We start from the raw sequence: 23,314 nt of genomic DNA, 5'->3' as shown, positions 1-23,314 counted from the left end.
CATGTTTGAAAAGCAGTGAACTGGCGTCGGCCTGTTTGTTAAATTCCAAATAGATATATATCCAGCTAACTATAAATAGGGCAGGCTTAACGCATCACTATTAGTGAATATTGCAAGCCGGCAACACTAGAATGATTCTAGAGGATAATCGAGCTGAGCAATTGAATATTTAACTTGGGAGTTAATGGTTGGGAGCGTTACACTAAACCACATGAAAATCTTCAAGGTAAATTTCTAGCCGATAGCTTTCATCACGTTAAGAACTATATTTTTTGCAACTAATCCCATTCAATTGCTTTCTCCAGAATTCTTTTTTTGTATTTTTTCTTACAATCGTCGCAGGGTTCCTTTTGGTACGTTATTCGTGCCTCCTGATGATTTGTAAAAAGCCTAATATCCTGACTTTCATCATTATTGAATATAAAATCAAACATCAAAGCTTTCCAATGTTCACACTTCTCAAAATGGTATTTCCCTTTTGTTAAATCTCCAATTAACTTTTTTGAAGGTAGTTGGTATATTGGTTCATTGACTGAATCACTTTTAGCGATTTTCAACGACATCCAAATTATAATTTTTTGCAATTTGTTTACCACCTTGTTTCTAGGATGCTTTTTTGATTTCCTATTAACAGCTTTTAACAATTCTTCAATTGCTGCTTCTGATGGTGGTGTAGAAGCTGTGTACTTAATAATTAAAGTGGTCAGAAATTTTTCAATTTGTTCAATTTTACTTTTTGGTAAAGATAGTTCTTGAATTTTTTTTAATTTTGGATAGTATTTTTTCTTGAGAGGCTTAAGCCTTTCTAGAACAGAGTATCTTTTTTCTTCTAGCTCCTCAATAGCCTGAAAAAGTTGCAAATTACTCTCTAAATTTTTATTTCCTTCAGACAGAAGTTCTATAACGATTATCAGCAGCCAATACTTAGAGTCAAGCTCGTTGAGCCTGCCAGCTTCTTCTTTACTGTCTTCAGGAGGGGATGTCAATTCATAACTTTGAAGTTTTTCATTCTGACGCTTAACCTCTTGCCATATAGGTGGACTAGATTCCTGCAATCCTTTAACCGAGTTTCCGACAGCTCTTAGGAATCCACTAAAGGCATAGTTTATAAGCGATGTAGCAAGGTCGCAGGGAAATGGACATTTTACAGTAAGTCCAAGGATAGCCCAAACAATAACAACTGCAAACAGAAATGCCAGTGTTTTTATGTAGTTCCAGATCCGTACCCAAACACTAGAAAAATTGCCTGGAGCCAAGTCAGGAAGCTCAGTAGATTCTGCTGTAGAAGGGGGGTAGTAGTGATTATTCGAGTTATTAATGACGAAAGTTTGTCTGGTCACGACCTATCTGGTCACGACCAGATACAGTTCCTCCTGATACAGAATCTATCTTCTGATTAACCCCAGACTCACCCGCATTTTGATAAACGTTATCAATAGGTCTGTTATTTTCAATTTGTTGAAGCCTCGTAACCAATTCCTCCAATTGCTTTCGGAAAATGTCATCTCTTGACGCTTCTTCTTCGATTACTGCTTCTAATATTTTCGGATTTTCAGACGCTTGTCTTAGCTCGGCTCTGCCGGCAAATTTAGTATAGATTAGACCTTTCAATTGGTCTACAACGTCAGCACCAAGTTTTTCAAGGGCACCTCCTGTAGTTTGTGCAAAGAAGTAGACAGCCGCACTTGCTAAAATTGCTAAATCCATAATGTTGGTTCCGTTAACTCCTTGTTTTTCTTTTGTCTCCTCTGCAACTTTAGGCAGCAAATGGGAAACTCCGGTAAGCTGAAACGTCGTCACTAATTGCTCCAATTGCTCTCGGAAAATGTCATCTTTTGACGCTTCTTCTTCGATTATTGCTTCTAATACTTTCGGATGTTCAGAGGCTTGTCTAAGCTCAGCTCTGCCGGCAAATTTAGTATAGATTAGACCTTTCAAAACGTCAGCACAAAATTTTTGAAGGGCACCTTCTGTAGTTTGCCCAAAGACGTAGGCAACCACACTTGCTGAAATTGCTAAATCAATAATGTTGGTTCCGTTAACTCCTTGTTTTTCTTTCGTCTCCTCTGCAACTTTAGGCAGCAAATGGGAAACCCCGGCAACTTGTCCAAGACGAGACCTTTTTAGAAATGCTTGCCGTTCAGCGTGAGTCATCACAACTTTTGTCCCTGCCTTAACCTCATCACTCGTCAATAAAGGTTGGGACTCCCCATTCGTTTTCGTGTCTTTGACAGAAGGCTGCGGCTGCTGTTGATGAGAATCTGAAGGCATATCCATCTTCACCTGGAGCAATTGTCACCGGCTCCAAATACTCCATCATTATTACGTCTCTATAGTATGACACAGCCGATTTTAGGGAAACGAGGATAATTAGCGGCTCGTTGGTTGCTACTAAGCAATATTGCAGCCCGACTTTGATAGAATACCAAATTAACCATTTACCTATTGGGATAATAGGCCGATCAGTCATCTCACCTCGACTGGTTGGATTCGCTTCCAATTGTTCAATTTCTAGAAATCTCGGAAGACCAGGATAGGGATATAAACCATATCTAGCCAATCCCCACACTTGATTCAAATAAACAAGTTTGACAATGTTTTGACACTCAAAGTCGGTATTTTGCCACAAACCAAGCCAATCAAAAGACCAATCAGCCGGCATATCCGCTTCTCTAGCTGGGGAAAGCGAAGCAAATCGATCTCCACCGGCTTGAATCTGGACTTTTACGTGATAAGAGCCTATAGAAGTCAATTGAGTTGTAGAATCCTAGCGCACCTGGGTTAAACGCTAGCGATTATAGAACAATGCTAAAGGCGTCTCGTCACTAACAGGAGCAACTGATGTCCTAGACTGATCTGAGATAATGATCGTCCGGTCTAGAAAGGGAACAAGCGATGCGACTGTCACAGATGCTCTTTGTCACACTACGGGAAGATCCAGCCGAGGCGGAAATTCCCAGCCATAAACTCTTGCTACGCGCCGGCTATATCCGTCGCATCGGCAGCGGTATTTATGCTTACTTGCCCTTGATGTGGCGTGTACTGCGTAAAGTCAGCCAAATTGTGCGTGAAGAAATGGACGCGACCGGCGCGCAAGAATGTCTCCTGCCACAATTGCAGCCGGCTGATCTTTGGCGAGAGTCCGGTCGTTGGGATACCTACACCCAAGCTGAAGGCATCATGTTTGCCCTCACAGACCGGCAAGACCGAGAATTAGGACTAGGGCCAACCCACGAAGAAGTAATCACAACCGTTGCCAAGGAAATGATCCGTTCCTACCGGCAACTCCCTCTGCACCTCTATCAAATTCAAACCAAATTCCGGGATGAAATTCGCCCTCGCTTCGGCTTAATGCGGGGACGGGAATTCATCATGAAAGATGGCTACTCTTTCCACACCGATGAAGAAAGTCTGAAAAAAACTTATCAAGATATGGATCGTGCGTACAGCAATATGCTACGCCGGTGTGGTTTGAAATTCCGTCCTGTCGATGCAGATTCTGGGGCGATTGGTGGGTCTGGTTCCCAAGAATTTATGGTGTTGGCAGAAGCCGGTGAAGATGAAGTTCTTTACACCGAAGATGGTCAATATGCTGCCAATGTGGAAAAAGCAATTTCCTTGCCGGCAGATGCAGAAACTTCACCCTTTACAAGTTATGAAAAACGGGAAACTCCCGGAACCGACACCATTGAGAAACTCTGCAAATTTCTTAAGTGTTCGGCTACCCAAATTGTCAAAAATGTGCTTTATCAAGCCGTCTATGACAGCGGCATGACTGTGCTGGTAATCGTTAGCATCCGAGGCGATCAAGATGTTAATGAAGTCAAATTGCTGAATGAGCTAACAAAGCAAGCAGACAAATACGGTTCTAAAACCGTTCTCGCCCTTAGTGTACCCGATGCAGACGCGCAAAAGAAATGGGCGGCTCAATCCCTACCTTTAGGCTATATCGCGCCGAATGTGGAAGATAGCTACATTAAATCAGATAAAAGTCTAGCGCCCAAATTTTTACGCTTAGTCGATCAAACAGCGGTTGAATTAAAAAACTTCGTCACCGGCTCTAATGAATCTGGCTATCACATCGTCGGTGCAAATTGGGGCGAACAATTTCAACTGCCAGAAAAAGTCGTCGATGTCCGCAAAGCCAAAGCCGGTGATCGTGCTACCCACAACTCTAGCCAAACTCTGCAAAGTGCCAGAGGAATTGAAGTGGGTCACATCTTCCAACTCGGCATTAAATACTCTAAAGCAATGGGAGCGACTTACACGAATGAACAAGGGGAAGAAGTGCCGCTTGTCATGGGTTGTTATGGCGTTGGCGTCTCTCGCTTAGCTCAGTCAGCCGTTGAGCAATCTTATGACAAAGATGGGATTATTTGGCCGGTAGCCATTGCACCTTATCATGCGATCATTACGGTTCCCAATGTTGGAGACGCTAACCAAGTAGAAGTTGCTGAAAAACTCTACAACGAGTTAAATCAAGCCGGCATCGAAACACTTTTAGATGATCGAGATGAGCGCGCCGGTGTCAAATTTAAAGACGCGGACTTAATTGGCATTCCCTACCGGCTCGTCACAGGGCGCTCCCTCAAAGAAGGGAAACTCGAAGTTGTGGAACGCGCGACTCACAAATCTCAAGAAATTCCTGTTGGTGAAGTTGTGGAAACTTTAAAACAGTGGATTGAGGCAGCCAAACAATAGTAAATGTTAAACGCAGAGGAAAAGCAGGTCAAAGCTGACTTCGTGTAACCTTTGCGTTTAAAAATTTATCCCTAATAACTGAAATGGAATTCTTTGCTATTTTCCTGTCACTTTTGCTTTCTGTTATTTCCCCAGCCGGCTTAATTCTTGACAACACTGCCGAAAAGGCAATCCGCTCTCAATTTGAAAAAGTTGAGCAACTGCAAGTCCGCGTTGATAATGCTCCGAGCTATCAAATTGTGGGAGGAAAAATAGGACGGGTACGAGTTGCCGGCAGAGGTTTGTGGCTGACTGAAGATTTCCGAATAGCCGATTTAGAAGTAGAAACCGATCCAATTAATGTTGATATTGGGCGTTTGCGAAAAGGTGGGGCGCGCGATTTCTCAGCGCTGCGGGAGCCGGCACAGGCTGGGGTGCGTTTGGTTTTAACCGAGGAAGATATCAATAAAGCCTTGCAAGGGCCAGATGTCACGAGCCGGCTGCGAAATTTGGGGATTCGTGTGTTGGGAAGTCAAGAAGCCGAGCAATTGCAACGCTATGACATTGTCAACCCACGGGTAGAATTTTTAGAGAACAACCGACTGCGTTTCCAAGTGGAAATTCAGGAAAGGGGCTATTCAGAAGAACTGGCGATTACCGTAGAATCAGGACTTAGCATTATTTCGGGCCGGCAGTTACAATTAATTGACTTGGCAGTGCTGGTAAATGGGGAACCTGCACCGGCTCGCTTAGTTAAAGGTTTATCTCAGGGAATCAGCAGGCAACTGGATCTCCAAACTTTAGAGAGATCCGGAATTCTAGCGCGGCTTTTACAATTAAAAATAACCTCGGAACAATTAGAGATGGCGGCATTTGTGCAAGTCAAACCGCAATGAATTGTCTTCTGGAGGAGCGCGAAAAGCAGTGACAGCAGTCTGAGGCTTCGGGCCGTTTCTGGAAAACTGCCGCTTTTCATGTAGTTGTCAGTAAGGTCTCCTCACACCAAAAGCAGTTAGCAAGTCAATGTTCCGATACCCGGATGCCCAGATTTTGGATTGAATCTAAAATCTAAAATCTAAAATCGCGCTTTACGGCTGAATGCTTATTCTCACCCTGAATTCTGTTAAATCCTCAAGGAGTACCTTCTGTTATGAACGAGCAACAACAAGGTCGTCGCCTCCCAACCGGCGTCTTGGCAGGCTTAGCGGCGCTGGTTTTAGTGGCTGGTGGTAGCACCGCTTGGTTAGTCCGGAATTCGCAGACAACATCTGAGGTTCCGATTGCCACTCCCACGGTAATTCCCACAACGATACCTACTGTCGAGCCGACTGAAACGCCAACCTTGCCAGTGCAGCCAACAACGGCAACCCAGCCAACTCAGCCAGCCGCACAGCAAACGGCGCAAATTTTTTGGCTTAGAGACACCGGCACCAGTACAGAGTTAGTGCCGGTGCCGATTGCCCAAAATAAGGCTGACAAACCTGATGCTAATTTGCAGGTGGCTTTTAATAATTTGTTAGCAGGACCCACAGACACCGCAAACAGCAGTGCCATCCCTCAGGGAACAAAAATGCGGAGTTTAGCGGTTAAGAACGGTGGAGTCTACCTTGATCTATCGCGGGATTTTAAAACCGGCGGCGGTAGTTCCTCGATGATCGCTCGCTTAGCTCAGGTGCTCTACACGGCGACGAGTTTAGAACCCAATGCTAAAGTCTGGATTTCTGTGGAAGGCGAACCTTTAGAACTTTTAGGGGGTGAAGGTTTAGAGGTTCCGCAGCCACTCACGCGCGACATTTTCCAAAAGGAATATTCGCTTTAATCAGGGCCGGCGTCTTTTGCAATACAGTCTCCGCTGGATGCCGGTGAAGGTAAATTCTCTGAAGCGAGATTCTTCACCGCATTCAGTTTGGTCTTAGGTGGCTTACGCTCATTCTTTGCTGATCAGGCTAAAGGCGCGGAAGTGGCGGGCTTGCTGCTCAATCCGCGTCGCCAAGCGATCACACACTAAGTTACACAGCTCAAAAATCAGCTGGTCTTCCACTCGGTAGTAAGCTGAGGTGCCTTCTGTTCGCCGGCAGAGTATTCCGGCTTGCAGCATCACTTTGAGATGCTTCGAGACGTTGGCTTGACTGGTTTCGGTGGCTTCGACTAACTCTTGCACACATTTTTCGCCGTCGCGGAGTAAGTTCAAAATTTTGAGCCGCATTGGCTCACTCAAAATGCTGAAGTATTCGGCAACTTGTTGTACGACTTCTTGTGGGACAGGCTGCGCTGATTTCATCGGATCAACCTGAAAGGACTGATCCCCAGATTTTACCAGTTAACCTGTCTATGCCAATACAGTAATTAACCTAGAATTTTTAAGGCTGATTTTTACTGGCTTTAAAGTTTTGCAATAATGCCTTGCTCAAGCCTTTTAAGTCTTAAATTGCGAGGCCGGCTCAGATGCTTGTGGGGAAGGGTGTTTGATTCACAATTGCCTATCATAATTTCGTAGAAAAGTCAACGAAAATTCTGGGCAACTGTGTCCCGCACCCTTTTCCCTGGTTATGGCTGCCGCTACTCTGGGTTAATCCGCAGCAAAACTTGACCATACTCCACCGGCTCCCCATTCTGGCCGGCAATCTCCATTACTTGTCCAGACACCTCAGCTTCAATTTCGTTCATCAGCTTCATTGCCTCAATAATGCAGACCGTCTGGCCAACTTTAATCCGATCACCCACCTCGACAAAGGGCGCTTCAGTCGGGGCTGGTGATCGGTAAAACGTCCCTACCATCGGGGAAATGACATCGATCCACTTTTTATCATTGGGAGGGGGAACGATGGGAGCCGGCGCTGGAGGATTCGCCCCAGCATTTCCTTGGCTGGTTCCACTAGCCCCAGATTCTGATCCAGCGCCGGAAGCCACTGAATTCAGTGCCGATGGGGCTGGGGATGCTGGGGTTCCCGAAGGGGCACTTCCTCCAGCAGGCGGCTCGAATGTTGGCGTGCCGCGCTCAACCAGATGGGTGCCCTTGCGTAGCGTTAGCTCAAAATCGCCACTTTTTAACGTCAGCTCTGAGATGTCAGTCTGATCGAAAACCGCTAGCAGCTCGCGGAGTTGATTTAAATCCAATTGCACAGTAGTTTGACCCCGTCAAAACTTATGAATTTTGACTTTTGAATTATCAGTGAATAAATCAAAACTCAAAACTTTTTACTCTCGGCCTAAGTAGGTATCTTCACGGGTATCAATCCGAATCCGTTCTCCCACAGAAATAAACAGAGGAACCATTACCTGAGCGCCGGTTTCCACAATGGCCGGTTTGGTGCCGCCTGTTGCGGTATCTCCTTTGACACCCGGATCGGTATCAGTTATTTCCAGCACGACGGAATTCGGCAGTTCCACGTCTAGAACTTGTTCGCCCCACCGGACGACGTTGACTTCCATTCCTTCCTTTAGATACTTGACGCGATTGCCAATTTGAGCAGAACTCAAATGCGCTTCTTCGTAAGTGGCCATATCCATAAAGACAAACTCGTCGCCGTCTTTATAGGTATGCTGCATAGTGCTTTTTTCTAGGTTGGCCTGGGGAACTGTTTCACCGGCTCGGAATGTCCGCTCTATAACGTTCCCGTTCTTGGCATTTCTAAGTTTTGTACGAACAAAAGCTGAACCTTTTCCTGGTTTAACGTGCAGGAATTCCACCACCCGCCAAACGTTATCATCTAATACAATCGTGACACCGGGGCGAAAGTCGTTACTGGAGATCATGAATCTTTCTCGGGCAGAACAATCGGCATTTTATTTTACCGCGAGCGTGACCCCTTGCTGACCTGCGGCTGGGACGAGTCGGACAAAAGTCAGTTGGGGATTAACGCGCCCCGCCGGCAGCGCTGTGGCAATATGGTTAAGGCAAGAACATTTTTGCCGCCTAACTCTGCAAACCGCTCGAAGAAGCTTTTCTTCAGACTAATGCATCACTTGAGCAAAGTAATGATGGATGGATTCAAACGCTGGCTAAAAACCGGCACGATCGCGCTGTTGCTCACTCTATCTCTAGGATTGAGCGCCGCTGCTAACCGTGACTATGGCTTGCCGGCAGGAAATGCAATTACCGATGGCAGAGCATTGTTGCGATATGCTTTGCCGATTGAGAATGAGTCGGTGCGAAAACTTCAGACCTCTTTGGAAGATATCTCAACCCAACTGCGGGCAAAACGGCGCTGGGGTGGGGTTACGAGCGACATTAGCACAGCAGAAAGAATTGTGAATCGTCAATCAGAGCTGCTTGCCAGTGTTGCAGAAGCGAAACAACCCGAAGCGGAAGCTTTAATCGCTCAGCTCAAAGAAGGTTTGGCCACTATGAGAGCCGCCACCGAAGCCAAGGATAAAGAACAAATTTGGATCAAGCGCTCTGAAATGCTCAATCTGGTTGGCCAGCTTCAAGCGTTAATGGTGGGAGAATATCCCTTTGAGGTGCCGGCGCAGTATAGCAACTTGCCCCAACTTAAGGGACGCGCCACGGTGGAAGTCGTGACGGACAAAGGTAAGATTACGCTCGTTGCAGACGGCTACAGTGCACCCGTTACCGCCGGCAATTTTGTCGATCTTGTTCAGCGTGGTTTTTACGACGGCTTGGAATTTGTTCGTTCGGAAGAATCCTATGTGCTGCAAGCCGGTGATCCACCCGGCCCGGAAGTGGGTTTTATTGACCCAACTTCTAAAAAATCCCGCAATGTTCCTCTAGAAATTCTTGTCAGAGGCGATCAAGAACCGACCTATGGCATTACTTTGGAACAAGCCGGTCGCTATCGTGATCAGCCGGTGCTTCCTTTCTCTGCCTATGGTACGGTGGCAATGGCGCGTCCTGAAACTGAAGTGGATGGTGGATCTTCTCAGTTTTTCTTTTTCTTATTTGAACCTGAACTAACGCCTGCCGGTCTCAATTTGCTAGATGGTCGTTATGCTGTCTTTGGCTATGTTATTGAGGGTAAGGAAGTTCTAGAGAAGTTGAAGGCGGAAGACAAAATTCTATCTGCCAAGGTTATTCAAGGCGGAGAAAATTTAGTTCAACCGCAAGCTTAGTAGAAGTCAAGCATTCGGGTAATCAATCTTGAGTTTAATCCGTAATCGATTGCTCCGAATGCTTCATTTACATCTGCTTGGGATTGGCCGGCTCTATTATTGTTTTTATTCTGCTGCCGGCTATTTTATTAGGCGTCGTAGATTAATAGTTTTTTCTTTTGATTAGATTTATTGGGAAGATTTTTAACCACAGATAACTACAGATGAATACAGAATGGTTATTGGTTAGGATAAAGGATTAATGGCATCTGGTTGATTTTTTCAAGAGATTTATTAATAGGATGTTAGTTTATGATACTTATTGAGTTCGCGTTTATCATTAGTATAGGTGTGTTGATAGGCATTGGAATTGTCAATTCTGTTAAGGTTAGTCAGCAACAGCAGCGATTAGAGAATACCTTTTACCATTTGTTAGAAGCTCAAAATGGCGAAGTTTCTCTGATTCAGTTGGCTGCCGGTGCTAGAGTAGAAGCTGATCTATCCAGGCAGTATTTGGAACGCCAAGCTAAGGTGTTTTCGGCAACTTTAGAAGTTGATGATGATGGAAATACCTATTATCGATTTCCTAAACTGCGCCTTCCTGGAAATAATTAGTACATTCGCTTTTGAAGGGCTTTTTTAGTAACTTTGATTAGTGCGGGTGGAAAAATCGGTTCTCTTCCACCTAGGCTAAAATTATATTGGAAATTATGCTGGCTTAACTCAATATAAATTTATTAATATCCCTTCCCTTCCGAAGTAAAAACAACGTACATTTAAATCAAATAAATTAGAAATTAATGCTTTTGATAGGCTAGGTTTTAGATAAAATTGGTACAGTTCCTAAACAAATATTATTTCCTTCAATTTTAGCAACCATTTCAAGTAATTTATCACTATTTTGCATCAATTCATCCCAACCTGCATCGTCAACTTGTTCCATCTCTTCTATCCCAAGCCGGTGTTGATCAAATACCCAATATTTAATGCTGGGGATGAGGTAACGAAATAAAGCTATCCATTGTGCAGAGTTAATCGCTAGAGGATTCCCTTGCATCAGTGCAATCTTGCCGGCATTTCCCAAGGCAGCAATTCCATGAGCGGCTAACAGCATTGCTCTATACTTTGGGTGAGAAGCTAAAGTAAATTTAGTCTCCCCGTATTCAGAATAGTGCCTTAGCATAATGAATGCTCTCAGAACTATCTCGATCACTGCCGGCGTGATTCCAGATACTAAGAAATGTCGAAAATCATAGCCATTCAAATACATCCATCGCGCCACTTCCCCCGCCGTCCGATTTTTCTCTCCAAAGCTGCCGATGTTGATTCCTTGAATTAGTGTCATAAAAGGAGCCGGCAATCCCATCGGAGTCGCTACATCAGAAATCAAGTGCCCAATTTGTCGCAAAATCGCTTCAATTAATCCGACAGTTTCACTTGCCGGCACACCTTTAATCTCGAAATTGTGAAGGCTACTGAGTTTATCATAAGAAAAGCCGGTGATCGTTCCCCGCATGATATCAAGCACACCAAACACAAATCCCAAAACCGGATCGTGTCCTAATGATTGAAAGCGGTGCGATTTGGCATACATTCCGTCGATAAGTTTTTGATTATCGTAAGGAACTTTGCAAGTTTTCTCAAGGGATCTGGCCCAGTGAGCAAACCAGTCATCCGATTTTTTGATATCATATTGCTTAACCCATGCAGTGATCGGACTCCCGATTTGTCCACTGTATTCCTCAGTGTTTATGGTTGCCGGAATTTTGACTAATAGACAGTCTGTTAGTGATGCCAAAACACCACTTGCACCCACAAAAATATAATCCCACTTATCCCAAGCGTACTGAGCCTGATAGGATTCAGCTCGAAGTTTTTTGAAGTCTTGTTCTGTTAGCAGTGCTTCGTAAGGTGCTAAAGAAATATTTTGAAAACCGGCTTCCTTATTGCATTCATACTGAAGTGAGGAAATTTGGCACTGTTTAACAAAACTCTCCCAATCTTTGAAGCCAATTTTGATTAAATCTTGAGAAATAGCAGCACGCCGATCCTCGTATAAACGCAGAATTTCATTAGGGTTAAAATCACTCAAATCATCTTCGTCAAGGAACTCAACAGATGCTTCCAGTTCTGCCATTATCTTCTCAAGCTCTTGGATTTGTTGAGCTTGATTAGAAACATCTGCGAGTTTTATTTCGACATCTGACACCACAGCCTTAAGCTGTTGCAGAATGCGATTTTGTGTGTGCAGCACTGCATTTAATTCAGCAGCAAAGCGCTCTGAAATCATCTTAAACTCCTGCCTGTTTGCGCTTCGCCACTAACTGCTGTAAGTAACGCATCTTTTCAGTTAAAATCCGAATCGCTTCCCGGTTCGTCTCGGCATCAGCAGCGGCTTTCTGTAACTCTTCAATTTTTTCCATAACCCCATTCAGTGTTTCTTGAAGGTTTCTAATCACCAGTTGAGCTTTGCGTTCTTTCTCGGCTTGGAATTGCGCTTTTTTCTGTTTGTCGCCTGTATCGAGCAAGTGGGATACACCCATAAATATACCTGTACCCAAAAGAACCGCAACACCAATACCGGGAACCATTCCCCCCACTCCGACGAATGCACCTAATGCTGCTAATCCAGAGCTAATTCCTGCTGCACTTAATCCAATGACTGATCCGCAAAGATAAACGGCAGCAATGGGAATACCGACAGCAGATAAGCCGGCAGCCGCAGTTTTTATTGCATCCGCCGCTTGGTTATCATCTAAACCACGAGCGCGGATTTTTTTCAGTTCTTGGATAAACTTTTCAATGGCTTTCACTTGTTCATTTGTAATTCGTAACTCCTGCTGTGCGAGTTGAATTGCTTTTTCCTCATTAGGATCAAGTTCATCATTAGCCCAAGCCGTGTCGATGAGGTTAACCATCAAGCTAAAGCGAAGGTTTTCATCGGCATTTGATAGGGTTTTTAAGCAGTCATTTAATGCCGGCGGCTCAATAATATAGCATTGCACTAGGCGTTTTGCCGGCTCAGACATCCCCTCTAGATCCATAATTCCAAAGATGAGTTCCATCTCCTCTTTGTCAAGGGAACCGTCAGCATTCGCCATTGCAAAAAGCGCACCATAAAAAGCGATACGCTCACTTTCAGGTAATTTGGTAAAGTCTAAAACTTGATTAGTTGGCTTACTGCCTCCATTGGCTATTTCTGCTACGGCTTGAGTTGTCTGTGATGCGGCAGTGCTAATTGCTTCTTTTGCCTTAGCTGCAGTTTGCGTTGCTGCTATAGTTGCCCCTGATGCCGCTCTGCCAATGACTTCACCGGCTTTGGCTCTAGTTTGCGTTGCTGCTACAGTTGCCCCTGATGCCGCTCTGCCAATAGCTTCACCGGCTTTGGCTGCTTTGTCTGTTGCAGCTTGAGATGCCCCTGATGCCGCAGTGCTAATTGCTTCTTTTGCCTTGGCTGCAGTTTGCGTTGCCGCTACAGTTGCCTCTGATGCGCCGGTGCTAATCGCTTCGCCGGCTTTGGCTGCTGTCTCTGTTGCGGCTTGCGTTGCTTGTGCAGCAGCGTTACTAATCGTTTCTCCCAACCCTGTCGCTGTGTTTGAGAGTGATTTCCAAAAGTTTTGCTGTGTCATAAGTGGTAGAGGTAAAAAGTTTAAAATGTAACTAAATAAGTTAGCTCAGAGATTCAAGTGATTGATTTTTTTTCATCAAGGGGGATTTTGTGAATAATTCTAGAATTCAGTAAACTAAGGCGAATTTCATTGACAACCTCTTTAATCAAAAAAGCTAGAATTCTTAAACATAAAATGTCCTGATATTTACAGATTTTTTATTTGACCTCATTATTAATATTAATCCCAAACTTATTGATAATAGTTTCTATGACTTGCGTTTCTTCCGGGGTTACTACTCCATCTAACTGAGCTATTTTTTGACATTGAACGAGCAGTGGCACTGCAAAATCACTATTGATTTGAGCAAGTAAGGTTTCTAACGAGGGTGGAGATTGGATGTTAGCCGTAATTGCTTCTAATGATGCAGGGCTGAGATTCAAAATTTGCAGTTCTGGCAACAGTTCTTCCCCTGTTTTATCTGGATTGCCGGCTAAAAAAACATGAATCAAAATTTGATCCATGATCACTTCCTGCGAGATTGCACCTTCTAAATATTTCTCAGTCTCAACTATCACTTCTTGCGAGATTGTACGTTCTAAATATTTCTCACCCTCAACCTGACAATCTACGACAGTACCTTCCAAAATCAATGAATTTCGCTTCTTGGCTTCATAAAAACGACAAGCCCCATATCCAAGTGCGTAGATCATTGCTGCATTCGTGCTTGCACCAATCATTGCACCAGCCACCGGCACGTTTCCCAACCAGCCCAAGCCGGCTTCAAGCGCTAAAGTTCCACTCATAGACAAAGTGAAGATTGTGATAACTTCGCCTTTGCGAGCGCTCGATTGCAAATCCTGCCCATAAGCAGCAGCGATCTGATAAATCAATTCTGCTGAAAGAGCAGTCATCGCTGCCAAATCAACGCCTGCCATTGCCAGTGCTGCTCCTGGCACTAAGTTGCTAGCCAAACCTGAGCCGGCTGCAAGCACCGTTTTATCTACCATCAAACGATGAGCAATTTTTCTTGGTTCTTCGTTAGGATACTGCTGCTGTAGCTGTCTCACTTCAGCTTCGGCTTTAGGAACATCCACTTTATCTATGAAGCGAATTAGCCAATCAGTTGTTACGTTTTTAGCATTTTGAATTTTTTTTCCAGTAGCATCCATAATAGGTGCAGCTGCATTTGTCGCTTTTTTAGCAACAGTTTGACCGGCTTTGGATGCAGTGTTAGCGATTGCACCGCCAACTTCCGTCGCTTTCCCCACAACTGCTTTACCGGCACCAGAGGCAGCGCCGGCAACGACTCCACTTACTCCTAAAGATTTCCCAACGACGGCTTGACTTGCCTCTGATACCGCGCTGCCAATGGCTTCGCCGGCTTTGGCTGCTTTCTCTGTTGCCGCCGCAGTTGCTCCTGATGCCGCACTGCTGAAAAATCCTTTTGCCTTGAGTGCGGTTTCCGTTGCCGCTACGGTTGCCCCTGATGCCCCATTGCTGATAGCTTCGCCAGCTTTCGCTGCGGTTTTTGCTACAGCTATCGATGCTCCTGATGCCGCACTGCCAATGGCTTCGCCGGCTTTGGCTGCTGTGCCTGATGCCGCACTGCCAATGGCTTCACCGGCTTTGGCTGCTGTGCCTGATGCCGCACTGCTAATCGCTTCGCCGGCTTTGGCTGCCGTATCTGTTGCCGCTTGTGTTGCTTGTGCGGCAGCGTTACTAATTGTTTCTCCAAACCCTGTCGCTGTTTTTGTCAGTGATTGCCAGAAATTTGGTTGTGTCATAAAAAAAGCGTATAACCTTGGATTTGCTTTCAGGGTAACGCTTTGTAGGTTGGCAAATAATCCGTATTTTCCGCAATTTTTTAGCTAATTAGACACTTACCCTACCGCTATACTTGCGCTTCTCTTCAAATAACGTAACAAAGCCCCATCCAAGTAAAAATCGGCACCCTTCCCACTTCAGAAGATGCCGATATACAAATCGCTTGAAATATTACAGCAATTAACAATTCACGCCTCCGGTTCAATTCCTGCCGCTCTTAACTGCGCGGCTAATCGTTCCGCTCGTTGTTGCGCTAATTCCTTCTCCTGTCGTTCCTGCTCTCTTTGCTGATATAACTCCAGATAATCAACAAACTTTTCCCCATTAGGTGCGTAAAGTTCCAACCCCTCATCACCCAACTCAAACCGCACCCCCAAACGAGGAGAAACCCAGCCGATCATCGGATCAATAACATCTAATAATCCGTCCGTGCGCCGCCATCCCCTCAAATCTTTATCCGCTGGATCATACAAGTAATATTCTTCGACTCCATAGCGGTTATAAAATACTAACTTTTTATCCATCTTTGTCTGACTGTCGCTTTCTGAGCGCACTTCAAAGATGACTTGGGGAGTAATATTTTCTTCGTGCCACTGTCTGTAAGATTTACGATCACTTTTGCCTCTACCAAACACCACCATTACATCAGGGGCTTGGCAGATGTTGGAATTTCCCTCTACCGGATACCAAAATAGATCGCCGGCTACAAATACATTTGGGTCATCTTTAAAGATTGCGTCACAGCCGCCCTTTATTTGGGTAATCCATCTGTACTGAATTGTACTATCTGCCATTGGCTTATCGTCACTGGATGGGTAAATTATTTGTTCCGTTGTAAGTTGCATAGTGAGAGCCTCTAACTGAGCTAATTTTGGCTTGTTTAATCTGGATTTTGCTTATTCAATGATTTTATTTAATCGCCCATTCTAAATATAGCTGATTCAAGAAATTTTGTTTTTAATTGAGATAAAAGTCATGTTGAAATCAATCTAACATATACTTAATACAGTAAAATAATATTCAAGAATATTAAACCGGCATTGTTGTAAAAACTCGTGACCGATAATCCCCCGTCCTTACAAGTTCAAGATATTGGAGAACAGGGACTCTTAAAACGATTACACAAATTCTGTCCTCCAGATATGGTGGGAGATGATGCGGCGGTAATGAATTTGTTACCGGCACAACAGTTAGTAATAACAACCGATATGTTGGTAGATGGCGTTCATTTTAGCGAAGGTACAACATCCCCAGAAGATGCCGGCTGGCGTGCTGCTGCGGCTAATTTATCGGATCTCGCAGCAATGGGAGCACAACCGGCAGGGATTACGGTGGGTTTAGGCATCACCGGCACCACCCCCGTCAGTTGGGTTGAAAGACTTTATCACGGAATGCAGAGCTGCCTGCACCAGCACAACACCCCCATCGTCGGCGGCGATATTGTCCGTTCCCCGATAATTACTCTCTCGATCACCGCCTTTGGTCAAGCTTACCCGAATCGGATCATCCGCCGTGGTGCAGCGCAACCTGGAGATGCCATTATCGTCACCGGCTGCCACGGAGCCTCCCGGGCCGGTTTAGAATTATTACTGCACCCAGAATTTGGTCAAAATCTTCAGTCGGCTGAGCGAGACAGCCTCACACTCGCTCACCAGCGCCCCAAACCCAGATTAGATGTATTGCCGCTACTTTGGGAAATTTTTGGTCAAGAATCTCCAATCCCTGTAGCTGGCATGGATAGCAGCGATGGATTAGCAGATGCTATCGTGCAACTCTGTCAAGCCAGTGCAGTTGGCGCGACAATTGAACGCAACAGTATTCCCATCCCGCCGGCACTAAACCAACTCGTGCCGGCAGATCGCGCCTTAGAATGGGCGTTATATGGCGGAGAAGACTTTGAACTCGTGCTTTGCCTGCCGGCAGCAGTTGCTCAGAAATTGCTAAATCAATTGGGTGCCGGTGCAGCTATTGTCGGAACAATTTCTTCACAAGCTGGTGTTTGGCTAATAGACAATGCCGGTATTTATCCCGCTCAGCAACTGACTCTTAACCAAGGATTTAAACATTTCTAATTTTAAATTTTTACGAACCCGAATAAACAGAAACGCAGATATTTAACCACATTTAGAAATATCTGCGTTTATCTGCGGACGTAGGTGAAACTTGAATGTGCTACGCTCGTCATTTAAGTTTCACTTACGGAATCAACGGTTTAAAAATTTAAATCCGGCATCCAACTTCCTAAGCAACCCACTTCTGAGCGACCAATTCAGCGAGATCGACAACGCGTTGGCTGTAGCCCCACTCGTTGTCATACCAGGCAATAACCTTCACCATGTCGCCATCCATGACCATTGTCAGGCTAGCATCCACGATGGAAGAAGCATCATTCCCTTTATAGTCACAAGAAACCAGGGGGAGATCGCTGTATTCCAAAATGCCTTTGAGTTGACCTTGTGCCGCGTGTTGCAGCGCTTCATTGACTTCTTCAGCGAACGTCCGTTTCTCAACTTGAGCCACCAAATCCACAACCGACACGTTCGGTGTTGGCACTCGCAGAGCAATGCCATTCAGCTTGCCCTTCATTTCTGGAATTACCAAAGCAACCGCTTTCGCAGCGCCGGTGGTGGTAGGCACAATGTTCATTGCCGCAGCCCGTGCACGTCGCACATCCCGGTGGCTAGCATCTAGCAGCCGCTGATCCCCGGTATAGCTGTGGGTGGTGGTCATCGTCCCTTTGATAATATTGAAGTTCTCGTGCAACACCTTGACCACAGGTGCCAAGCAGTTGGTTGTACAACTGGCATTGCTCAGGACGTTGAACTTATCGTGTTCGTATTCGTTGTCATTGACGCCCATCACATAGGTGCCGATGTCTGAGCCTTTCCCCGGCGCTGTAATCAGTACCTTCTTAGCTCCAGCTTCTATGTGCTTCGAGGCACCGGCATTGTCAATAAACACGCCGGTCGCTTCAATGATCAAGTCAATTCCCCATTCAGCCCAGGGCAAGTTTAAAGGGTTGCGATCTGATACACATTTAACTGTATGACCGTTGACGGTAATGGAGTTGTCATCGGCACTAATATCGGCGTCCAACTTGCCCAACATCGTGTCGTATTTCAGCAAGTGAGCGTTGGTTTTTGGGTCAGAAGTGTCGTTGATAGCAACGACTTCAAGTTGGCTGTTGGTTCTGCCAATCCAGCAGCGCATGAAGTTACGTCCGATGCGTCCAAACCCGTTGATCGCGACTCTAATCACTGCGTCTTGCCCCTTTGTTTTCTTAATAGATACCTAGTTCGCCCCAGCCTATATTTTGGGACTTGGTGTTGAAGATACCACAAAAGAGTACCCTCTATGCTCTCCATCTTTTTAAACAAGAAGTGGTCGGTTTTAACTTGGCTAGGGCGCACAGCTCAGGCTATTTTGGTTGGCCGGCACTCCCAGCAGGCCCAACCGAGATCAATGCATTTTTAGCGGCTATGAATTTTTAACGATAAAAAATTACTCAAGCGTAATCAATAGATAAAACGAATTTACCTCAGTAATGCTTGGCATATTATCCGAATGAATAATTAACGATCAACTTCGGACTGATAAAGGTTTTCCGCTTCAATGTAAATTCTGACCGCTTCCGGCACTAAGTAACGGATTGAGCGGTGTTCGCGGCAAAACTGACGAATCAAACTTGACGAGACTGCCACCAAAGGCGATTGCAGAACTTGCCAGCGCACCGGCATAGACGTATGAGCCAGATGATTGGCCACTTGTTGGCAAAGTATCTGAGTCTCCAAGTAAATCCCATCGCTCCAGCCGGTCTCACCGACCTCTCCAGCAGCACTCCCTCGCATCAGTCGGGGTGCTACCAACCACTCAACAGACGCAGCTAGAATGTCCCGGCATTGCCATTTGGGCAGTGTTTGGAATGCGTCCGCCCCAACAATCCAGTACCATTGAATCGCAGGATAGAGTGCCTGAAGCTCAATGAAAGTTTGGATAGCATACGAAGAGCCGGTGCGATTAATTTCTACCGGCGAAACAACAAACGCCGGATTATCTGCGATTGCCTGCCGCACCATTTCCAAGCGATGCTCAAACTCAACCAATGATTGTGAACATTTATGGGGAGGGTAGCGAGTGGGAACCCAAATCACCCGATCAAGATCCATCTGACTCGAGGCAGTCTGGGCAATTAACAGATGCCCTAAATGAACTGGATCGAAGGTGCCGCCAAAAACTGCGACTTTCTGCGTACCTAAACCTTCACAACCACCCTTCATCACCGCAGTCTCGAACGCTGGATTTCGCCAAAGCGTTTGATAAATATAGCCATTTTCCCTCCCTGTGACGAAAATAACCTCTAGATTACCGGCTCGTCCGGATACCTCTCAAATACTCAGATTTATAACTTTAGTAGCGCTGATATCTGACAGTTGTTTCTCAGAAGCCACCAATACCGCTTTTGAAGAAATCCAAGTTCCTGATTTCTGATGCTATTGGCATCATTGTTTTTTCAGGAAATGCTAGGACAACAGATGTAAGTTAAACAGTCAAGATAAATACACTCGCTATAGACAAATGAGCGTCTCAGAGCTAGATCATCTGTGCCGTCATTGCTCTAAAGTGAGAAACGAAACTTTGGGACTTCTCTAAATCTATCCCGGGTTGTATCGGGAAAAAGGAATTCCTGATATGATATCGCGTGTTATTGGCGTGGTGTGGTGTGTAAGGAGCTAAAAATGCTGAGTTCTGTAGATTTCAGCGGCAGGCCATTCCATTTCATCGGAATCGGCGGAATAGGAATGTCAGCCCTCGCTTATATTCTAGCTAAGCGTCAGCTGCCCGTATATGGCTCGGATCTTAAATCTAGCCATATTACTCAACGGTTGCAGGAAACTGGCGCTCATATTTTTTGGCGTCAAGACGCAAGTAATTTAGAATTTTTTCAGCCGGCAAGCGATCAAACTGGAGCAACGTTTGCACCTGCCGGTGTGAGCGAGAGTTCTAAGCAGGGCGCGGCAGCAGCAACCACAACGCTGGAGAGCACATCAAAGGTTGGCAAGCCGCCGGCAAACTTACCCCAAGTAATCTGCTCAACAGCAATTCACTCAGGCAACGCCGAATATCAAGCGGCGATTGACTTGGGGTGTCCGATTTTCCACCGCTCAGATTTACTGGCAGCCCTGATCAAAGAGTACCAAAGCATTGCTGTAGCCGGCACCCACGGGAAAACAACAACAAGTAGCTTGATCGGGTACGTGCTGATGCAGGCCGGTTTAGATCCAACCATCGTGGTGGGCGGAGAAGTCAAAGCGTGGGAAGGCAACGCCCGACTGGGAGAAGGGCCGTATTTAGTTGCAGAAGCAGACGAATCAGACGGTTCTCTCGTCAAGCTTTCAGCCCAAATCGGCGTTGTGACAAATATCGAACTCGATCACCCAGATCACTACGCCAGCCTCGATGAAGTAATAGCCACCTTCAAAATTTTTGAGGGGCGCTGCCAAACCTTAGTGGGCTGTATTGACTGCCTCACGGTAAGAGATAACCTAAAACCAAAAATTAGCTATAGCTTAGAGCCAGAGACAGGAGCTGACTATACCGTTGATTGTATTGCCACCCGCGCAGATGGCACCACGGCCAGAGTGTGGGAACGCGGGGAAATCTTGGGGCAGCTGAACTTGAAATTGCTAGGCCGGCATAACCTCAGCAACGCCCTGGCAGCGGTCGCAGTCGGTCGGTTATTAGGGTTAGACTTTGCCGCGATCGCCGGTGCGGTCGCCACGTTTGAAGGAGCACGGCGTCGTTTTGAAGTTCGAGGCGAACACAACGACATTTTATTTGTCGATGACTACGCCCACCACCCTAGCGAACTCCGCGTCACCTTAGCAGCAGCGAGTCTGCGAGCAAAGGATCGCGAAGCCAGTTCCACCAAAAACCATAATGGCAAATCGAACGGACGGGTTGTGGCGATCTTTCAACCCCACCGCTACAGCCGCACCCTCACCTTCTTGCAAGAATTCGCTCAGTCTTTTAGCGATGCCGATATCGTTGTTCTTACGAATATCTATAGCGCCGGTGAACCAGACTTAGGGCAAGTGAGCGGTCAGCAAGTTGCCGATTTAATTGCCACTTACCATCATCAGGTACACTATCAACCGTCTTTACAGTCAGTTTGTGCGTTTCTCACAGAAACGCTCCTCCCCGGCGATGTTGCCTTATTTCTGGGAGCGGGTAATCTAAATCAGATCATTCCAGAGGTCATGACTTTTTATGAAAAGTCAGAGCAGGAACGGTCTCACGAAGCGCACCGTCGCGCCTGAGCTGCTGAAACATCCGTTTCTTGCGCCCTGATACAAGCAAAAAAAACGCTTGTTTACCCGCTTTCAGAATGTAGGTCTATAGGAATTTAAGCACCTAAATTATCATGACTCTTTCCTATGATCCTCCTAGTGTTTTCAAAACTGCTAGTGTGACTGCCACTCCCGAGGCCAATTTTTTGAAACCAGATTCGCCAATTTCCCTGCCAGGAACGAATTGTCAAATTAAGTCTCAAGTTTCCCTGGCAACTCTAACCTCCTTTCGCGTAGGCGGCCCTGCTGAATGGTACATTGCGCCCCGCCACTTGGACGACTTGCAAGCAAGTTTCGAGTGGGCGGTTGCTGAAGGTGTGCCCATTACTTTGTTGGGTGCCGGTTCTAATTTATTGGTGAGCGATCACGGCCTAGACGGCTTAGTGATTTGCACTCGCCACCTGCGCCACTCTCACTTTGATGCAGAAACCGGCCAAGTGACCGCTGCAGCCGGCGAACCACTTGTTCGCCTTGCTTGGCAAGCTGCAGAGCGGGGCTGGGAAGGGCTAGAGTGGGCGGTGGGAATTCCTGGCACCGTTGGGGGGGCTGTGGTGATGAATGCCGGTGCCCACGGCGGCTGTACTGCCGAGATTTTAGTGAACGCTCATGTCTTTTCGCCGAGCGGCACAGTAGACATTCTCACCGCCCCAGACCTAGGCTATAGCTACCGCAGTTCCCAACTCCAAGGCGGCGATCGCTTAGTTAGCCAAGCGACGTTTCAACTGCGGCCTGGAGCAGAGCCGGCAAAGGTGATGGCGATAACGGCGCAACATCTCAAGGAACGACAAACCACTCAACCCTACCATTTGCCTAGCTGTGGCAGTGTTTTTCGCAATCCCAATCCCCTCAAAGCCGCTTGGTTAATTGAGCAAGCCGGTCTGAAAGGATATCAAATTGGAGGCGCTCAAGTCGCCCAGCGCCATGCTAATTTTATTCTTAACTGTGGCGGAGCCACCGCAAATGAGATATTCCAACTGATCCGTTACGTTCAGGAGCAGGTGGAACAGCGTTGGTCTTTGTGTTTAGAACCAGAAGTTAAAATACTCGGAGAATTTCAACCGATTTAGTGAGCGGCAAGTCGGATATCTACGCCATCTGAGTGAGTGGGGGCGACCCTACCCACTTTTAACTTTTCACTTTCTTTTGACGGGTCGCGCTCCTATCAGGCGTCACAGTTGATAACATGAGTATCTGGAGCAATCACCGGCTCTTTGGCTGGGGCTTCTTGTCAATTGAAGCAGCCAGTCCACGCCTTTGTGGATCTTCATCTGCCGGCGTAAAAGTCAAAGTGCGCGAGCAATTGAATGCCTGACAACAAGAAGTCTGTAGTGACAGCATTCAAATTGACCTCTTTGTCTGCCCGCTCAAGCGCAAAGCGCTGAAACGGCAGTCTGTCAAATGCAACCCTAATCCATTCAGAGTTTAGAAATTATGTCAAAAGGACAGGGATTTGGCTTCGGTCTGGGGAAAATGAAAGAGCTGACCGAAGCTTTTAAAAAAGCCCAGCAGGTACAAGAAGGAGCTAAAAAGCTCCAAGAAGAACTCGATCAAATGGAAATCGAGGGACAAGCCGGCGGCGGTTTGGTCAAAGTTATTGTGAGTGGAAATCAAGAACCCCGTGGGGTGGTGATTTCACCGGATGCTCTGGGTGAAGGCGCAGATGTTGTGTCTGAACTTGTCACCATCGCGATGCAAGATGCCTACAACAAATCCACGACAACCATGCGAGAGCGCATGGAAGAGTTGACAGGGGGACTTAATCTGCCTGGTCTGTAACAAGTCTCTTCGCGCTTGCCAAGGCAT

The 23,314-nt window shown here is 46.1% G+C and carries 22 protein-coding genes; 10 read left to right on the top strand and 12 right to left on the bottom strand.

What is annotated here, in order from left to right; all coding sequences use genetic code 11:
* Nucleotides 1–278 precede the first annotated feature (278 nt).
* The 3 genes from H6F56_RS11670 to H6F56_RS11660 are packed head-to-tail and all read right to left on the bottom strand — an operon-like array spanning nucleotide 279 to nucleotide 2,752.
* Nucleotides 279–1,340: a hypothetical protein gene (locus H6F56_RS11670; RefSeq protein ID WP_190668009.1), complete on the bottom strand. Its 1,062-nt coding sequence runs from the start codon at nucleotides 1,338–1,340 to the stop codon at nucleotides 279–281.
* A complete protein-coding gene (locus H6F56_RS25785; protein ID WP_199312736.1) occupies nucleotides 1,315–2,154 on the bottom strand; it encodes a hypothetical protein in 840 nt (279 codons plus the stop codon). The genes H6F56_RS11670 and H6F56_RS25785 overlap by 26 nt, the downstream gene beginning before the upstream one ends.
* A 28-nt stretch (nucleotides 2,155–2,182) precedes the next feature.
* On the bottom strand, nucleotides 2,183–2,752 hold the full coding sequence (locus tag H6F56_RS11660; protein WP_190668006.1) for a hypothetical protein: 570 nt from the start codon (nucleotides 2,750–2,752) through the stop codon (nucleotides 2,183–2,185).
* A gap of 143 nt (nucleotides 2,753–2,895) precedes the next feature.
* Between H6F56_RS11660 and proS the strand changes: the two genes are divergently transcribed.
* The 3 genes from proS (at nucleotide 2,896) to H6F56_RS11645 (ending at nucleotide 6,499) form a co-directional block, all read left to right on the top strand.
* Nucleotides 2,896–4,701: a proline--tRNA ligase gene (proS, locus tag H6F56_RS11655; protein WP_190668003.1), complete on the top strand. Its 1,806-nt coding sequence runs from the start codon at nucleotides 2,896–2,898 to the stop codon at nucleotides 4,699–4,701.
* An 83-nt stretch (nucleotides 4,702–4,784) separates the two neighbouring features.
* Nucleotides 4,785–5,576: a DUF2993 domain-containing protein gene (locus tag H6F56_RS11650; protein ID WP_190668000.1), complete on the top strand. Its 792-nt coding sequence runs from the start codon at nucleotides 4,785–4,787 to the stop codon at nucleotides 5,574–5,576.
* A 254-nt stretch (nucleotides 5,577–5,830) separates the two neighbouring features.
* The gene (locus H6F56_RS11645) at nucleotides 5,831–6,499 is read left to right on the top strand and encodes a GerMN domain-containing protein (protein ID WP_190667998.1); all 669 of its coding nucleotides are present in this window, start codon (nucleotides 5,831–5,833) and stop codon (nucleotides 6,497–6,499) included.
* 108 nt (nucleotides 6,500–6,607) lie between these two features.
* On the opposite strand, the gene H6F56_RS11640 is transcribed toward H6F56_RS11645, so the two are convergent.
* From H6F56_RS11640 to efp, 3 genes are all read right to left on the bottom strand, one after another.
* A complete protein-coding gene (locus tag H6F56_RS11640; protein ID WP_190667996.1) occupies nucleotides 6,608–6,961 on the bottom strand; it encodes an ArsR/SmtB family transcription factor in 354 nt (117 codons plus the stop codon).
* A gap of 278 nt (nucleotides 6,962–7,239) precedes the next feature.
* Nucleotides 7,240–7,803, bottom strand: coding sequence for an acetyl-CoA carboxylase biotin carboxyl carrier protein (gene accB, locus H6F56_RS11635; RefSeq protein ID WP_190667994.1), 564 nt, complete (start codon nucleotides 7,801–7,803; stop codon nucleotides 7,240–7,242).
* Nucleotides 7,804–7,878: 75 nt separating this feature from the next.
* Nucleotides 7,879–8,436, bottom strand: a complete 558-nt coding sequence (gene efp, locus H6F56_RS11630; RefSeq protein WP_190667992.1) for an elongation factor P — start codon at nucleotides 8,434–8,436, stop codon at nucleotides 7,879–7,881.
* 201 nt (nucleotides 8,437–8,637) lie between these two features.
* Between efp and H6F56_RS11625 the strand changes: the two genes are divergently transcribed.
* Nucleotides 8,638–9,750 carry a peptidylprolyl isomerase gene (locus H6F56_RS11625; protein ID WP_190668217.1) on the top strand — a complete coding sequence of 371 codons (1,113 nt, stop codon included), beginning with the start codon at nucleotides 8,638–8,640 and terminating at the stop codon, nucleotides 9,748–9,750.
* Between the two features lie 291 nt (nucleotides 9,751–10,041).
* Nucleotides 10,042–10,344, top strand: coding sequence for a hypothetical protein (locus tag H6F56_RS11620; RefSeq protein ID WP_190667990.1), 303 nt, complete (start codon nucleotides 10,042–10,044; stop codon nucleotides 10,342–10,344).
* A gap of 199 nt (nucleotides 10,345–10,543) precedes the next feature.
* On the opposite strand, the gene H6F56_RS11615 is transcribed toward H6F56_RS11620, so the two are convergent.
* The 4 genes from H6F56_RS11615 to H6F56_RS11600 all read right to left on the bottom strand — a co-directional run bounded on the left by H6F56_RS11615 (nucleotide 10,544) and on the right by H6F56_RS11600 (nucleotide 16,009).
* The gene (locus H6F56_RS11615) at nucleotides 10,544–12,019 is read right to left on the bottom strand and encodes a hypothetical protein (protein WP_190667988.1); all 1,476 of its coding nucleotides are present in this window, start codon (nucleotides 12,017–12,019) and stop codon (nucleotides 10,544–10,546) included.
* 1 nt (nucleotide 12,020) lies between these two features.
* A complete protein-coding gene (locus H6F56_RS11610; protein WP_199312734.1) occupies nucleotides 12,021–13,358 on the bottom strand; it encodes a hypothetical protein in 1,338 nt (445 codons plus the stop codon).
* A gap of 197 nt (nucleotides 13,359–13,555) precedes the next feature.
* Nucleotides 13,556–15,124: an EcsC family protein gene (locus tag H6F56_RS11605; protein ID WP_190667986.1), complete on the bottom strand. Its 1,569-nt coding sequence runs from the start codon at nucleotides 15,122–15,124 to the stop codon at nucleotides 13,556–13,558.
* 228 nt (nucleotides 15,125–15,352) lie between these two features.
* A complete protein-coding gene (locus tag H6F56_RS11600; protein ID WP_190667982.1) occupies nucleotides 15,353–16,009 on the bottom strand; it encodes a Uma2 family endonuclease in 657 nt (218 codons plus the stop codon).
* Between the two features lie 210 nt (nucleotides 16,010–16,219).
* Here H6F56_RS11600 and thiL point away from each other — a divergent pair, with 210 nt between their 5' ends.
* Nucleotides 16,220–17,236 (top strand): thiamine-phosphate kinase, encoded by a 1,017-nt coding sequence (thiL, locus tag H6F56_RS11595; protein WP_190667979.1) that lies wholly within the window; start codon nucleotides 16,220–16,222, stop codon nucleotides 17,234–17,236.
* 169 nt (nucleotides 17,237–17,405) lie between these two features.
* On the opposite strand, the gene H6F56_RS11590 is transcribed toward thiL, so the two are convergent.
* Together H6F56_RS11590 and nadD are read right to left on the bottom strand one after the other, a co-directional pair.
* A complete protein-coding gene (locus H6F56_RS11590) occupies nucleotides 17,406–18,422 on the bottom strand; it encodes a type I glyceraldehyde-3-phosphate dehydrogenase (RefSeq protein ID WP_190667976.1) in 1,017 nt (338 codons plus the stop codon).
* Between the two features lie 314 nt (nucleotides 18,423–18,736).
* Nucleotides 18,737–19,441, bottom strand: coding sequence for a nicotinate (nicotinamide) nucleotide adenylyltransferase (nadD, locus tag H6F56_RS11585; protein ID WP_190667974.1), 705 nt, complete (start codon nucleotides 19,439–19,441; stop codon nucleotides 18,737–18,739).
* Nucleotides 19,442–19,900: 459 nt separating this feature from the next.
* On the opposite strand from nadD, the gene murC reads away from it, so the two are divergent.
* The 4 genes from murC (at nucleotide 19,901) to H6F56_RS11570 (ending at nucleotide 23,287) form a co-directional block, all read left to right on the top strand.
* Nucleotides 19,901–21,481 (top strand): UDP-N-acetylmuramate--L-alanine ligase, encoded by a 1,581-nt coding sequence (gene murC, locus H6F56_RS11580; RefSeq protein ID WP_190667971.1) that lies wholly within the window; start codon nucleotides 19,901–19,903, stop codon nucleotides 21,479–21,481.
* A gap of 104 nt (nucleotides 21,482–21,585) precedes the next feature.
* The gene (murB, locus tag H6F56_RS11575; protein ID WP_190667968.1) at nucleotides 21,586–22,578 is read left to right on the top strand and encodes a UDP-N-acetylmuramate dehydrogenase; all 993 of its coding nucleotides are present in this window, start codon (nucleotides 21,586–21,588) and stop codon (nucleotides 22,576–22,578) included.
* 116 nt (nucleotides 22,579–22,694) lie between these two features.
* Nucleotides 22,695–22,823 carry a hypothetical protein gene (locus H6F56_RS26845; protein ID WP_255513708.1) on the top strand — a complete coding sequence of 43 codons (129 nt, stop codon included), beginning with the start codon at nucleotides 22,695–22,697 and terminating at the stop codon, nucleotides 22,821–22,823.
* A 119-nt stretch (nucleotides 22,824–22,942) separates the two neighbouring features.
* Nucleotides 22,943–23,287, top strand: coding sequence for a YbaB/EbfC family nucleoid-associated protein (locus tag H6F56_RS11570; RefSeq protein ID WP_190667965.1), 345 nt, complete (start codon nucleotides 22,943–22,945; stop codon nucleotides 23,285–23,287).
* The last annotated feature ends 27 nt before the right edge of the window (nucleotides 23,288–23,314 follow it).

The sequence above is a fragment of the Microcoleus sp. FACHB-672 genome (assembly GCF_014695725.1).
Taxonomy (GTDB): domain Bacteria; phylum Cyanobacteriota; class Cyanobacteriia; order Cyanobacteriales; family Oscillatoriaceae; genus FACHB-68.
This window is presented reverse-complemented; position numbering and strand designations above follow the sequence as displayed.